This is a genomic window from Streptomyces actuosus, assembly GCF_016921115.1.
Classification (GTDB): domain Bacteria; phylum Actinomycetota; class Actinomycetes; order Streptomycetales; family Streptomycetaceae; genus Streptomyces; species Streptomyces actuosus_A.
This window is the reverse complement of sequence record NZ_JAFFZS010000010.1, coordinates 93,953-107,923: the sequence shown is the minus strand read 5'-3', so window position 1 is coordinate 107,923 and position 13,971 is coordinate 93,953. Positions and strand designations below refer to the sequence as shown.

Genomic DNA, 13,971 nt, shown 5'->3' with positions numbered 1-13,971 from the left:
ACTATACGCATTGCCGCACGTTTATGCAATCAACATCGGCCCGGCTCCGGCGGCTCTGCGCGACGGAGCCCGCCAGTGGGCGGAGGAGCGCTCCGCGCGGCGGAGCTGCGCATTCTGGTTGGCGGGTCCGCATCCTCCCCGTCGGGACCGGGGGTGGCCTGTACCAGGCCCCGACGGATCGCGATCTCCACGGGTGAGTACGCGCCGTCGGCCCGCTGCAGTTCGTACGGCGCGGCCGGCAGCAGCGGCGGCTGGGCCATGAATCGCGGTCGCAACCCGTGGTGCGGCTGTGCTGCGTGAACCAGGAACGGATGGCACAGGAAGACGTCACCGGGGGAACCGGTGGCGAGAGCGAGCGGCCGGTGACCGGATGCCGCTACGAGGTCTGGCGCGATGGCCAGGCCGCTCGCGCCCTCCTCCCCGTACGGCTCCAGCACCTTCGGCACGTCGAGGTGAGAGCCGACCCGGATCCGAGTAGGGGCGTCCCCTTCCCCGACCTCGCTGAACAGAAACAGCATCAGCAGGGCTCGGCCGCGTGAGCGGAGGTTGGTGAAAGGCCAGGTCTCGCCCTCCACCGCATAGCTGCCCTCGATGTGCCAACCCGCGTCGTCGGGCTCCTCCTCGTGCGGGAAGCGCAGCGGGAAGGTGCCGAGCGAGTAGCGCGGCTCCCAGCGCCCGGCGCCGACCAGGAGGTCGTACGCCCGGTGCAGGGCCGGGGAGTTGGGTGCGGCGGCGAACGGTCCCTGTGTCATCCCGCCGACCCGGTGCACGGGCTGTGTCCACGTCTCCGGGGCGTCCGGGTCGCAGCCCGTCTCCCGCCACAGCAGCCGCGCGCAGCTCGCGGCCACGCGGGGCGCGACGGCGCCCTCCAGCTTGACGAAGCCGTCGCGGAGAAAGCGGGATACCAAGGTCCTGTCGTCCATGCCTCCATCGTGCGGCGCTGCCCGTCCCGTCACCCGACACTTGTCGCACCGCTTTTCTCGGGTGCTCCGGGCAGGGCGGCATCTGATCGAATCGATGGTCGGGATCTTGGAGGCGAGCGTGCTGGAGCGGCTCAATCGGGCCATGGAGCACATCGAGCGCCGGCTCGACAGCTCCGTCGACGTAGGTGAGCTGGCGCGGACCGCGGCCACCTCGGAGTACCACCTGCGGCGCATGTTCTCGGCGCTCGCGGGGATGCCGCTGTCGGAGTACATCAGGCGCCGGCGGATGACCGTCGCGGGCGCGGAGGTACTGGCCGGTGAGCGGACGCTGCTGGAGATCGCGGTGCGGTACGGGTACGGCTCGGGCGAGGCATTCGCCCGGGCATTCCGCGCGGTGCACGGCGTCGGGCCCGGCGAGGCGCGGCGCACCGGCGCGATGCTCAGCTCCCAGCCCCGGATGGCCTTCCACCTCATCGTCGAGGGGAGCAGCAGCATGCGCTACCGCGTCGTCCACAAGCCGGAGTTCAGAGTCGTCGGGGCGAAGGCCCGGGTGCCGCTCGTGCACTCGGGGCCGAACGAGGCGATCATCGATTTCGTCCGCGGGATCGGCGACCAGGCGAAGGAACTGCTGCAGAAGCTGTCCGACCAGGAGCCGCACGGCATCCTCGCGGTCTGCGACGACCTCGATCCCAGCCGGGCGGAGGGCACCGACCTCGACTACTACCACGGGGTCGTCACTTCGGCGTCTGCGCCGGAGGGCACGTCCACGCTGCCTGTACCGGCCGGGACATGGGCTGTCTTCACCACCTCGGGGCCGGCGCCGAAGGCGATCCAGGCGCTGTGGCGGGAGGTGTTCACCGAGTGGTTCCCCTCGAACCCGTATCGGGGCCGTCCCGGGCCGGAAATCCTTCGTATGCGGATGTCGGCGGACGGCAGCGAGGCGGATGCCGAACTGTGGCTGCCGGTGGAACAGGAGGCCGGTTGACTCTCGTCCCCTCCCCGGCCCTGTTTCGCCAGGGCCGACGTGCCGTTGCAGCGGGAAGGCGGACCGCCGCCCGGCTCGCCGGCCAGAACGCTCCGCTCCGCCGAGTGCAGCGCTCATCCGCCAACTGGCGAGCTCAGTCACACTCTGACGGCGATCCAGCGGTGGCCCTCGACGTCGCCTCGGGCGCTGCGGGGGCCGCTCCGTGCGGTTCCGGGCTCGTTCTCCGATCCGGATCGTCGCATCGGCGCGCAGGAGCGGCGGCCGCGGACCGACGCTCCGCGCCTGGCTCCTGTCCCCGGGCGTGCGGCTCTTGACCCTCACGTGGCGTGAGGGTGCACCGTCGGTGCCGTGACGGATCACTGGACCGTGGGACGCGTGGCCGAGTTGGCCGGCGTGAGCGTCCGCACGCTGCATCACTATGACGAGATCGGGCTCGTCCGGCCGTCGGCGCGGACCGCGGCCGGATACCGGGCCTATGCGCCGGGCGACGTGGAACGGCTGCGGGAGGTGCTGGCCTATCGGCGGCTGGGCTTCGGGTTGCGGGAGATCGCCGAACTGGTCGGCGACCCGTCCGCCGACACGGCCGCGCACCTGCGCCGGCTGCGCGGCCTGCTGCTGGAGCGGCGTGATCGCGCCGACGCCATGGTGGCGGCCATCGACAGGGAACTCACGGCACGAGCGAGGGGGCTGAAGGTGACACCGGAGGAGCAACTGGGGATGCTCGGTCCCCGGCTGTACGACGCGATCGGCGGCGCCTACACCGCGACACGGCGAACCGAGCCGCGGATCGCCGCGCAGATCTGGGACGCGCTCGGTGACGCGCAGCAGGTGCTGAACGTCGGTGCCGGCACCGGTTCCTACGAGCCCGCTGATCGCGACGTGACCGCGGTGGAGCCGTCGGCGGTCATGCGGGGGCAGCGCCCCGCCGGAGCGGCGCCGTGCGTGGCCGCCGCCGCGGAGAGCCTGCCGTTCGAGGACCGGTCCTTCGACGTGGCGATGGCCGTCTCCACCGTTCACCACTGGGGGGATCCGATGGCGGGGCTGCGCGAGATGCGACGCGTGGCCCGCCGCGTGGTGGTGCTCACGTTCGACACCGACGAGCCCGGATGGCAGGACCGGTTCTGGCTCACCCGCGACTACCTGCCCGAGTTCGCCGACGTCCTCGCGGGATTCCCCTCCCTCGCCGGGATGGCCGATGCGATCGGCGCCCGCGTGGACCCGGTGCCCGTCCCGTGGGACTGCGCCGACGGCCTGTTCGAGGCGTACTGGCGCCGACCGGGGGCGTATCTGGAGGCTCATGTGCGGCGCGCGACGTCGGTGTGGACGAGGGTCGGGCCGGAGGCCGAGCAGCGGGCGGTACGAAGCCTCGACGACGACCTGGGCTCCGGCCGGTGGGACGAGCGCAACAGCGACCTCGCCGACCTCGACGCGGCCGATCTCGGCCTCCGTCTGCTCGTGGCTTGAGCGCTCGCCCCCTCGCTGCACCGGATCCCGGCGACGGCACCCGGCGATCCCGGCCCGGGCCGGACGGCGTGCGCGTCGGGTTCGTGCCGCCGCCGTGCCTCGTCGACCACGGCGACGGGGGTTCGCCCCGCGTCGGGTCTCCCGGACCGGGCTCGGCCGTGGTTCGGGAGACCCGACGGCCGTGCCGTCCGCCGTCGGTCGACGCCGCGATCACCTGGCGATGCGTCAGAAGGCGTGCCGCCCCTCAGCATGCCCCGCCCACGACGGATCGGGGCTGCTGCGACAGGAGGGGCGAGGATTACTCTTGGGGCCGACCAGTGTTGCCGACGAGGGGGTTCCGAGGAATGACCGGAAGTGTGACGGCGGTCAGCAGCAACGGGGAGTACTCGTTCAGCAAGCCGAACCGGGACAGCATCAGGCTGCTCGCCGGGCTCGGTGTGGAGGGGGACGTGCACGCCGGCGTGACGGTCAAGCACCGCTCGCGCGTCGCGCAGGATCCCACCCAGCCCAATCTGCGCCAGGTCCACCTCATGCACGAGGAGCTCTTCGCCGAGGTCGGCGACGAAGGGTTCGAGGTGGCGCCCGGCGAACTCGGCGAGAACATCACCACACGCGGCATCGACCTGCTCGGCCTGCCGGTCGGCACCTTGCTGCGCATCGGCGACTCCGCGGTCCTGGAAGTCACCGGCCTGCGCAATCCCTGCCTGCAGATCGACGCCTTCCGGGACGGGCTGCTCAAGCAGGTCGTCGGCCGCGACGAGGCGGGGAACCTCGTGCGCAAGGCCGGAATCATGAGCATCGTGCGGCAGGGCGGCGTCGTGCGCTCCGGCGACACGATCGAAGCGGAACTTCCCAGCGGTCCGCACCGTCCCCTGGACCGGGTCTGACCGGTCTCCGGCGCCGGCCGCGACACGGCGACGACGGAGCGGAGCCCCGTAGCGTCAGCCGGCCCGACCCGCTCGGCGGCGTTCCGAGGACACCGTCTCCCCCGTTCCGTGACGCGGCCGTCGTGCCGCGGCCGGATCACGGCGACGGCAACGGGGCCGGGGAAGGCGTGGCGGAGCGTGGTGCGCAGCCGCGCCCACCGGCTGCCACGCTCGGCTCACCGACGGCGGGTCGCTCCCCGCTCGGCGACGCCACCTGCGGGTGCCACGGCCGAGCGGGTGCATAGGATCGCCGCCATGACTCTGCGACCCGTTCTGGTGAACATCAAGGCTGTCGACGACGCGGCGGTCGGCCGGTTCTGGGGTGAGGCGCTCGGCTGGAGTGTTTCGAGCAACGCACCCGGCGAGACCAACGTGGGGCGCGTCGGCTTCGATTGGCGGGACCCGGTCGGCGTACGCGTCGACGTCGTCGCCGTCCCGGAGCCCAAGACGGCGGTGAAGAACCGTGTGCACCTCGATCTCGCCACGACCTCCGCCGCCCATCAGGCGGACCTGGTCGCACGTCTCCGGTCGCTCGGTGCGACGCCCGCGGACGTGGGCCAGGGCGACGTGCCCTGGACGGTCCTCGCCGACCCGGAGGGCAACGAATTCTGCGTGCTGGAGCCTCGGGAGGTCTACCGGGACACCGGGCCGATCGCCGCGGTGGTGGTCGACTGCGCGGATCCGCGGGCCATGGCGCGGTTCTGGGACGAGGCGGTGGACTGGACCCTGCACGAGGTGACGGACGATCACGCGGTGTTCCGCTCGGCCGAGGGTGTCGGCCCGTATCTCGAGTTCCTCCGCACGCCCGGTGCGAAGACCGTGCCGGACCGCGTCCATCTCGACCTGCTGCGGTACCCCCGTGACGATCAGGAGGCGGAGGTGACCCGGTTGCGGGCCCTCGGCGCCACCGACCTCGACGTCGGTCAGGGCGACGTCCCGTGGAAGTGCCTGGCCGACCCGGAGGGCCACGAGTTCTGCCTCCTCGCCCGATCCTGACGCGGGGCCCCGACGTCGCCCCCGACAGACGCCCTGCCCGCACGACGCTGACCGCCCGCAGGCGCCACCGCCGAACGACGGGCGCCCCCTCGGCCGCACGGGCCGACCGCGGCGCCCGGTGCGGGCGGTGACGTGGCGCCGCGGTCGGTGCGGGGGCGGCCCGGTGTTCCGGTTCTGTTCCGTGTCCCTCCGGCGGACGGCGCCGGCCGCCGGAGGGTCAGTGGGCCGGGTCCGCGAAGGCCACGTCGTCCGCGGCGAGCGCGGCCACCACGCCGGCCCGGGTGACGTGGAGCGAGGTCACGGTGAGCAGCGCGGAGCGCTGGAGCGCGGTCTGCCGATCGGACTGCTCCTGCAGCGCCTCCTCGATGCGGCGGGTGAGGGCCTCGGGGGCGGGGAGCCCCAGAACGCGGGCGTCCTTCAGCTCGTAGGAGACCCGGCCGTCCCGCAGCACCGGGCGCAGCGCGACGGTGGCCAGGCCGCCCTGCGCCGTGACGACGAGGGTGCCGGACGCGGGATCGGGCGTCACCGCGGTGACGGGCAGGCGTGCCGAGGTCTGCCGCAGGGCGTCGGCGACGGCGTCCGGGGGGATGGTGATCGTGCCGCGCACATGGTCGGCGCGCGGCGTGCTCCCGAGGTCCACGCCGGTGAGCCGCAGGTCCACGGACGCGCCGGTCAGCCGCCCCAGGCGGGCCTGGTCGCCCGTCACGGTGATCGCGTCGAACCGGCTCCGGGCGAGGCCCGCCAGCGCGAGGCCGTCCACCTCCACGTGCGTGTCGCCCAGCCGGCTCCGGAGCCGGTCGGAGACGCGGTCGGCGACCAGGCCGCGCGCGACGACCTCGGCGGTGCCCGCGAGCAGCAGCGCCAGGATCGCGGCGAGCACGAGCCATGTCGTGCGGCGGCGCGGTCGGCGCGTGCGGCCGGCAACGCCCGGTCCGGACGCGGGCCGGGCGGACGGCCGGGTGACGCGGCCGGAAGGGGCCGTCACCGGGGCTCCGCGGGGGACGGCGCGGCCTTCTGCTCCGGGGCGGGCGATGCTGTCGGTCCCTCCGGTTCGAGGCGGGGCAGCAGCCGGTCCAGCCGGCGCGGCATCCACCAGTTGGCCTGCCCGAGCAGGTACATCGCCGCCGGGACCAGCAGCAGCCTGACGACGGTGGCGTCGAGGACGACACTCACTCCGAGGCCGAGCGCCAGCATCTTGATGACGACGTTGGTCGACAGCAGGAACGCCAGGAAGACGCTGGTCATGATCAGGGCGGCGCAGGTGATGACCCGGGCGGTGCCGGCCAGGCCGACGGCCACGCTGCGATGGTTGTCCCGGGTCTCCAGCCATGCCTCCCGCACCCGGGACAGGAGGAAGATCTCGTAGTCCATGGAGAGGCCGAAGACGATGGCGAACATCATCATCGGCACGTACGACTCCACCGGCACGGTCTCGTCGATGCCGAGCAGCGAGGCCCCCCAACCCCACTGGAAGACGGCCACGAGCACGCCGAAGGACGCGCTGATCGACAGCAGGTTCAGCACGGCGGCCTTCAGGGCGATCACAGGGCTGCGGAACACGGCGAGCAGCAGGACGAAGGCGGCGGCGACGACGAGGCCGATCACCTGGGGAAGCCGGTCGGCCAGGATGTCCCGGAAGTCCTGCTGGGCGGCGGTCGTGCCGGTCAGGTAGCCGGTGGCGTTGCTGGGTGCCAGCGTGTCCGGCAGGACGTCGTCCTCCAGCCGGTGGACGAGGTCGGTGGTCGCCTCGTCCTGGGGGCCGGTGTCGGGGGTGACGGTGGAGACCAGCAGGGCGTCGTCCGGGGTGGGGGTGGGCTCGGTGGCCGAGGCGACGCCGGGAGTGCCGGTGAGAGCGTCGTACAGGTGCCGGGCGAGGTCGGTGCGCTCGTCCGCGCTGGTGGGCCGGTCCTTGTCGAGGGTGACGACGAGGGTGAGCGGGCCGTTGGCCCCGGGGCCGAAGGCGTCCGTGGTCAGGTCGTAGGCCCTGCGTTCGGTGTAGGAGGTGGGGGAGGCGCCGCCGTCGACGTGGCCGAGCCGCAGGGAGGCCACGGGCACGCCGAGGACGCCGAGGACGAGCAGACCGAGGACGAGGAACGTCCACGGGCGGCGGCGGACGGTGGCGGCCCACCGGTGCCAGACGTCGCCGTCGTCGTCGGGTTCGTCCACCGGGGTGCGCACGTGCCAGCGGTCGATCCGGCGTCCGGCCAGTCCCAGCAGTGCGGGGGTGAGGGTGAGGGCGGCCAGCGCGCCGACGACGACGGTGGTTCCGGCGGCGAGCCCGAGCATGCCGATGAAGCCGACGCCGGACGCGAAGAGGCCCGCGAGGGCGGCGGTCACGGTCAACGCGGCCACCAGCACGGCGCGCCCGCTGGTGGACACCGTTCGCCCGGCCGCCTCGGCGGGGCTCTCCGCGGTGTGCAGGAACTTGCGGTGGCGGGTGACGAGGAAGAGCGAGTAGTCGAGGCCGACACCCAGCCCCATCATCGTGGCCAGCGTCGGGGAGGCCGCGGCGAAGGAGAGCTGCGCCGCGAGCAGCCCGAGTGCGCTGAGTCCGGCCAGCAGCCCGACGATCGCGGTGAGCAGCGGGAATCCGGCCGCGGCGACACTGCCGAAGCCCAGCAGCAGCACGAGCACCGCGGTGCCGATCCCGATGGCCTCCGACGTGTACTCGGCCGCGGCGGGGCGGGCGAGCTGCCCGAGCGGGCCCCCGTACGCGACCGTGACGTCGTCGGCGCGCAGGTCGCGCACGGCCTCGTCGACCCGGTCGACGTAGGACTTCTCGAACGTGGCGGGGTTGCGGTCGAAGCGGACGGTGTAGTGGCCGGTGCGGCCGTCGTCGGCGACCGCGCCGGGTGTGTCGAGCGGCCCGGCGGCGAAGACGACGTCGGGGAGTCCCGCGAGGCGCTCCCGGGTGGCGGTGAGTTCGTCCCTGTGCGCGGTGAGCGCGCCGTCGTCCGACCTGACGACGATCTGTGCGGCGACGCCCCGGGTGCCCTGGGCCGCGTGGGCGTTCAGCAGGTCGGCGCCGGTCTGCGACGGGGTGCCGGACAGGTCGAAGTCGTCGGCGTAGGCGCCGCCCCAGGCGCGATCGGCTGCCACAGCCGCCAGCAGCACCAGCAGCCACACGCAGATCACCCGCCACGGGTGGCGGGCGCAGCCCACCCCCACCCGGTGGAGGAGACCGCGCCCCGGCGGGCCCGAGTCCTTCGTAGGGGGCGCGCTGGTGCGGTCGGTGAGTCCCATGGCTTCCTTCCCGAGGGCGTCGGACGGCGGGCGCCCGTGGCGCGCGGCCGAGGACGGCGGGCCCCCGGGGCCCGTGTCCCGCGGCCGGTCGGGCCCGCCGCGGGGCACAAGGCGGCGCCGCCTGCCCCGCGGACCGTGGGCGTCCCGCGTTACGGGGGTCGATCGTGGCCGCCGGAGGCAAGGGGAACGTTGGCACAGTGTTAGGGAACGATGAGGACTGCCCCCCGGGCCCTGGTCAGGTCCTCGGGCGCGGACGCGTTGACTAGCATCGCGGCAGGCACTCGGGCCGCGCGGGCCGGGAACACGACGATGCAGGGAGGCGGGCATGGGCTCCACCAAGGGACTCGTGCTGATCGTCGAGGACGACCGGAACATCGCCTCGATCCAGGAGCTCTACCTGGCCCGGGACGGTTTCCGCACCCAGGTCGAGACCGACGGACTGCAAGGCCTGGACGCCGTGGAGCGGCTGCGTCCGGTGGCGATCGTCCTGGACGTGACGCTGCCCGGCCTGGACGGTGTGACGTTCTGCCGCCGCCTGCGGGAACGGCAGGACTGGACCCCGGTCCTCATGGTCACCGCCCGGGCCGACGAGCCGGACCGCATCCTCGGCCTGGAACTGGGCGCCGACGACTACGTCACCAAGCCGTTCTCGCCCGGTGAGCTGGTGGCCCGGGTCAACACCGTGCTGCGCCGCGCCCAGGGCCCGCCCGGCGGCCGGCCCCACGTGGTGGGCGCCCTGCGGGTCGATCCGGCCCGCCGGACGGTGCACCGGGACAGCGAGGAGGTCGAGCTGACCGCGACGGAGTTCAATCTGCTCGCCCATCTGCTCGACCACCGGGGCCGTGTCTTCACGCGGCGGCAGCTGCTCGCGCACGTGTGGGGCGAGGAGGCCTACCGCGACCCGCGCGTGGTGGACGTGTACGTGTCCCAGTTGCGCGGCAAGCTCGGCGACGCGAGCCCCATCCGCACCGTGCGGGGGGTCGGCTACGGCGCGACGGACCGTCCGGCATGAGGCCCGACCGGATCCGAGGTCCCCGGCGCCGCCGCCCCGGACTCGCCGGGGAACTGGTCCTCCTGACCGCGGCGGTGACCACCGTCACGGTGCTGCTGACCGGCCTGGTGGCCTGGCACACCCTGCGTGGCGCCGCGGAGGCCCAGGAACGCGACCAGCTCGCCCGGCAGGCCAAGGTCCTCGGCCGGGTTCCCGCGCTCTCGGCCCTGCTGTACGCGGGCGAGCAGCGGATCGCCGGCGCGAACGGCGTCGAGCTCGCCGTCCTCGACCGGTCGGGCGTGCTCAGCGGGCCGGCCGCCCCTGTGCTGAGCACCGCCCAGCGGGACGTGCTGCTGTCCGGGAAGTCCCTGTCGTCCAGTGGGGAACTGCACGGCACCGAGGTCCTCGTCGAGGGCAGCCCGGCCCGCTACGGTGGGGCGGTCGTCCTCACCCGGCCGCTCACGGACGTCGACGCGGCGGTCGCCCGCATGCGCCGCGACCTGCTGCTTCCACTCACGGCCGGCCTGGTCGGAGCGGTGGTCGCGGGCACGGCCCTGGCCCGCCGGCTCGCCCGGCCGCTCAGCCGCGCCGCGGAGACGGCGTCGGAGCTGGCCGCCGGGCGACGCGGCGTGGCCGACCCGGACCCGGCCGCGTCCCCGGGCCCTGCGGAGGCGGTGCGCCTGCGGCAGGCCCTGAGCGTGCTCGACGCGGCGCTGGAACGCGGGGAGCGGCAGCAGCGGGACTTCCTGCTGTCGATCTCCCACGAGATCCGCACCCCGCTGACCAGCGTGCTCGGCTACGCGGAGGCCCTGGCCGACGACGCGGTGCCGACCCATCGGCTGCCCGAGGTGGGCCGCATCCTGCAGGCCGAGGCGCGACGCCTCGACCGCTTCCTCGGCGACCTCCTCGACCTCGCGCGCCTGGAGGCCGACGACTTCCGGCTCGACCTGGCGGCGGTGGATCTCACCCTGCTCGTCCGCGAGGCGGCCGCGACCTGGGGCGAGCGGTGCGCCCGGCACCACGTCGACTTCCGGCTGGAGCACCCTGGACGCGCGGTGGTGGTGCGCACCGACGGCTTCCGCGTCCGCCAGCTCGCGGACTGCCTGCTCGCCAACGCCCTGCGCCTCACGCCCCAGGGCAACCCCGTGGTCCTGGCCCTGCGCGCCGGGGACGACGAGGTGGAGGTGGAGGTCCGGGACAGCGGCCCGGGGCTGACCGACGACGATGTGAAGGTGGCCTTCGAGCGGGGAGCGCTGCACGAGCGCTACCGCGACCTGCGGCCGGTGGGCACCGGACTGGGCCTGGCCATCGCCCACCGCCTGGCGGCCCGCCTCGGCGGCACCCTGACGGCCGGGACCGAAGGCCCCGAGGGCGGGGCGGTGTTCACGCTGCGCCTGCCGACGGACGACTCCGGCGCGGCGGACCGGCGCACGACGCACGGACCGGACGGGCGGGCGACCGACGCGGCGGACGGGCACGGCGGGGAGGGATCACGGCCCGACGGAGCACCGCCCCCGGACACACGGGCATGAGGAGGCGCGGGCGGGGACGTCCGGGCCTCCGCACCGGCCCGGCGCCGCGACCAGCACGCCGATCACCGGGCGCGCCCACCACCGCCCGCGCCGGGATCCGCCGCGTGCGGGACGGGACCTGGCGCGACGCCGGGGCGGGACGGGGCCGGCCGGATTCAACCGGCGCCTCCCACCTGCGGTGAAAGGCGCGGCCACCAGGGCGCCGCGAGCCCCGTCCCGCCACGGATCGTGCGACCCGCCTGCGCTCCGCCGCCTTTGGGTCGTGGGGGCCGGGCGTTGACCTGGAGCGCGCTCCAAGGCCTACGGTCCTGTCCTGTCCGGTGCGCCGGCACGTCCGGGGACGGGTGTGCGGGCCGCGGACCGGCGGCTGCCTCCTGCGCGGCCGCACCGCGCGGATGTGACGCACCGTGTCCGGCGGTCGTGCGCGGCGACGGCGCCGCGCGCCGGGAGCGGCGCTGCACCGGGCGGCACGCACGGAACGTCACCATCGAAGCGCCCCGGCCGGACGGCGCGGGGCACCCCCGACGAGGGGCCGCCGCACGTGCGGCGGCCGGGAACGGACGAGAACTCATGAGCGAGAACACCACCGGCTCCACCCGTGAGGAGCGGTTCGCGCACGGCATGGAGGTGCTCCGGTCCGTCGACGGCTCGGCCGGGCAGCGGGTCATCGACTCCCTGGCCGACATCAGCCCCGAGCTGGGGCACCAGATCGTCGCCTGGGGCTTCGGCGAGATCTACGCGCGGCCCGCGCTCCGGCCCCGCGACCGCCAACTGGTGACGTTGGGCATGCTCACCGCGCTCGGCGGCTGCGAGGCCCAACTGGAGGTGCACGTGGGTGCCGCTCTCAACGTGGGCCTGACGCCCGGGGAGATCGTCGAGGCACTGCTGCACTCCTCCGGGTACTGCGGCTTCCCCCGCGCGCTCAACGCCACGTTCGTGGCGAAGAAGGTGTTCGCCGAGCGCGGGCTGCTGCCGCTCGGACAGCAGCCCGCGCAGGAGCCCCCGGCCGCCCCGCCCACCCCGGCCTGACCGGCCGGGCCGTCGGACGGCAGGATGGGGCGGGACGGGGCAGGACAGGCAGAAGCGGCACGTCCGGGGGCGTGCGGCGCGGGCGGGACGGAGAGCCGTAGACGATGGACGGGCTGTGGCCGGTGCCCGACGCACTGGCCTATCTGGCGGGCCGCTGGCGGGTGGAGCGCTCGGTGCGCGACCTGGCGTCGGGTGGCACGGGCGCGTTCACCGGCGCGACGGGCTTCGAGCCGCTGGACGGGGGCGGGCTGCTGCACCGCGAGTCCGGCACGTTCGTCTGGCAGCGGACCGCCCGGCCGGCCGAGCGGACCCTGCGCTTCCTGCCGGGCGGGGCGCCGGGTACAGCGGATGTGCGCTTCGCAGACGGGCGGCCCTTCCACGGTCTGGACCTGACCGCGGGACGGCACGTCGCCGACCACCCGTGCTCCGCCGATCTGTACCGGGGCGAGTTCACCGTGCTGGGCCCGGACCGCTGGCGCACGGTGTGGCGGGTGCGGGGTCCCGCGAAGGACCTGGTCCTGACGACCGACTACGAGCGCGAGGGGGAACGCGCGTCCGCGGGGTGGTGCGTCCGCGCGGACGAGGAGGGTGGACCGCGGCGCGGGTGAGGGCCGGGCGGCGCCCGGCACCGCGGGGGGCGTGCGCTGCTCCGCGAGGGGATACCGGCGGGACCCCGCTACACGGGTGAGGGCTGGACAGGAGCGCCGCCGAGGTGGAGGTGCCAGCGGCCCGCCCAGCCGGCCAGGGTGGTCGTCGACAGCGGGCCGACGTCGATGTTCCAGTACGCCGCGGGCGGCGCCTTCAGCGCGTACACGAGCGCCGCGCGGATCACGGACGGTTCGGCCACGGCGACGATCCGGCCGCCTTCCTGGCCCGGCCGGGTGTCCAGCCAGCCGCCCACCCGGCCGATGAACGTCAGCAGCGACTCGCCGCCGTGCAGGGTGGAGCGCGGATCGGCCAGCCAGGCGTCCACCAGACGCGGCTCGCGGGCCATCGCCTCGCCCAGGGTCAGCCCGCGCCAACGGCCCATGTCGCAGTCCCGCAGGGCGAGCTGCATCAGCGGCTGGTACCCGAGCGCGTCGCCGGTGGACCGGCTGCGCGGGGTGGGCGAGCAGTAGCGCAGGTCGGCGGCGGCCAGGGACAGCAGGTCGCCGGCCGCGTGCTGCAGGGCTTCCCAGCCCGCCAGGTCCAGCGGGCGATCGTCCTCGAAGCGCTCGGCCAGCAGCGAGGAGCTGCGCGCGGCGGCGACGAACGTGACCCGAAGTGGCATGCGGTGATGGTGTGCCGCCTCGGTGCGCAGGTCAAGGGGTGCCGCCCAGCGGCTACCCGGGGTACACGCACCCTCACTCGAAGGTGTGCAGCAGCCACTGGTCCGGGCGGTCCAGCGGCCGGAAGCCGACCTTCTCGTAGACGCCGTGGGCGTCGTGGGTGGCGAGCATGATGCGGCGCAGGCCGTACGGACGCAGGTGCTCGCGCACGGCCGCCACCATCGCGGTGCCGATGCCCTTGCCGCGCACGGCGCGGTCCACGTACACGTCGCACAGCCAGGCGAAGGTGGCGTGGTCGGTGACGATGCGGGCGTAGGCGACCTGCTCGCCGGAGGCGGTCTCGTACACGCCGAAGTTCAGTGAGCGGGCGATGGCCCGGTCCTGCTTCTCGCGCGGCCGGCCGATCGCCCAGTAGGCGTCGGAGGACAGCCAGTCGTGCACGCGGCCCGTGTCGAGGCGGCCCGGGTCGGTGGAGATCTCGTAGCCGTCGGCGAGGCGAGGGAGGTCGGTCATGGCGCGATCCTGGCAGCGGGACGGGACGGCGTCGATCGAACAGTGGCGACGGGCCGACGGGCCGACGGGCCGACGGGCCGACGGCGCCGCCCGCGGACAGG

Annotated in this window: 13 protein-coding genes; 8 read left to right on the top strand and 5 right to left on the bottom strand. The window is 74.4% G+C overall.

Annotated elements, in window-relative coordinates:
- Window positions 1–29 precede the first annotated feature (29 nt).
- Window positions 30–923, bottom strand: coding sequence for a phytanoyl-CoA dioxygenase family protein (locus JS756_RS15395; protein WP_240203802.1), 894 nt, complete (start codon window positions 921–923; stop codon window positions 30–32).
- Window positions 924–1,041: 118 nt separating this feature from the next.
- Between JS756_RS15395 and JS756_RS15390 the strand changes: the two genes are divergently transcribed.
- From JS756_RS15390 to JS756_RS15375, 4 genes are all read left to right on the top strand, one after another.
- Window positions 1,042–1,908, top strand: a complete 867-nt coding sequence (locus tag JS756_RS15390; RefSeq protein ID WP_205383774.1) for an AraC family transcriptional regulator — start codon at window positions 1,042–1,044, stop codon at window positions 1,906–1,908.
- 366 nt (window positions 1,909–2,274) lie between these two features.
- A complete protein-coding gene (locus JS756_RS15385) occupies window positions 2,275–3,372 on the top strand; it encodes a MerR family transcriptional regulator (RefSeq protein ID WP_205383773.1) in 1,098 nt (365 codons plus the stop codon).
- Between the two features lie 344 nt (window positions 3,373–3,716).
- A complete protein-coding gene (locus JS756_RS15380) occupies window positions 3,717–4,259 on the top strand; it encodes an MOSC domain-containing protein (RefSeq protein WP_205383672.1) in 543 nt (180 codons plus the stop codon).
- Window positions 4,260–4,553: 294 nt separating this feature from the next.
- Window positions 4,554–5,294, top strand: coding sequence for a VOC family protein (locus tag JS756_RS15375; RefSeq protein WP_205383671.1), 741 nt, complete (start codon window positions 4,554–4,556; stop codon window positions 5,292–5,294).
- A gap of 217 nt (window positions 5,295–5,511) precedes the next feature.
- Here JS756_RS15375 and JS756_RS15370 read toward each other — a convergent pair whose 3' ends face one another.
- The gene (locus JS756_RS15370) at window positions 5,512–6,174 is read right to left on the bottom strand and encodes a hypothetical protein (RefSeq protein ID WP_205383670.1); all 663 of its coding nucleotides are present in this window, start codon (window positions 6,172–6,174) and stop codon (window positions 5,512–5,514) included.
- A gap of 101 nt (window positions 6,175–6,275) precedes the next feature.
- Window positions 6,276–8,537 (bottom strand): MMPL family transporter, encoded by a 2,262-nt coding sequence (locus JS756_RS15365; protein WP_205383669.1) that lies wholly within the window; start codon window positions 8,535–8,537, stop codon window positions 6,276–6,278.
- Window positions 8,538–8,862: 325 nt separating this feature from the next.
- Here JS756_RS15365 and JS756_RS15360 point away from each other — a divergent pair, with 325 nt between their 5' ends.
- The 4 genes from JS756_RS15360 to JS756_RS15345 all read left to right on the top strand — a co-directional run bounded on the left by JS756_RS15360 (window position 8,863) and on the right by JS756_RS15345 (window position 12,697).
- Window positions 8,863–9,549, top strand: a complete 687-nt coding sequence (locus JS756_RS15360; protein ID WP_205383668.1) for a response regulator transcription factor — start codon at window positions 8,863–8,865, stop codon at window positions 9,547–9,549.
- Window positions 9,546–11,060 carry a sensor histidine kinase gene (locus tag JS756_RS15355; RefSeq protein WP_205383667.1) on the top strand — a complete coding sequence of 505 codons (1,515 nt, stop codon included), beginning with the start codon at window positions 9,546–9,548 and terminating at the stop codon, window positions 11,058–11,060. The genes JS756_RS15360 and JS756_RS15355 overlap by 4 nt, the downstream gene beginning before the upstream one ends.
- A 570-nt stretch (window positions 11,061–11,630) precedes the next feature.
- Window positions 11,631–12,089 (top strand): carboxymuconolactone decarboxylase family protein, encoded by a 459-nt coding sequence (locus tag JS756_RS15350; RefSeq protein WP_205383666.1) that lies wholly within the window; start codon window positions 11,631–11,633, stop codon window positions 12,087–12,089.
- A gap of 104 nt (window positions 12,090–12,193) precedes the next feature.
- The gene (locus tag JS756_RS15345; RefSeq protein WP_205383665.1) at window positions 12,194–12,697 is read left to right on the top strand and encodes a DUF6314 family protein; all 504 of its coding nucleotides are present in this window, start codon (window positions 12,194–12,196) and stop codon (window positions 12,695–12,697) included.
- Window positions 12,698–12,765: 68 nt separating this feature from the next.
- Here the strand turns inward: JS756_RS15345 and JS756_RS15340 are convergent, their stop codons facing one another.
- Both JS756_RS15340 and JS756_RS15335 read right to left on the bottom strand, forming a co-directional pair.
- Complete coding sequence (locus JS756_RS15340; RefSeq protein ID WP_205383664.1) at window positions 12,766–13,359, bottom strand: histidine phosphatase family protein; 594 nt, start codon at window positions 13,357–13,359, stop codon at window positions 12,766–12,768.
- Window positions 13,360–13,432: 73 nt separating this feature from the next.
- The gene (locus JS756_RS15335) at window positions 13,433–13,870 is read right to left on the bottom strand and encodes a GNAT family N-acetyltransferase (RefSeq protein WP_205383663.1); all 438 of its coding nucleotides are present in this window, start codon (window positions 13,868–13,870) and stop codon (window positions 13,433–13,435) included.
- Window positions 13,871–13,971 lie beyond the last annotated feature (101 nt).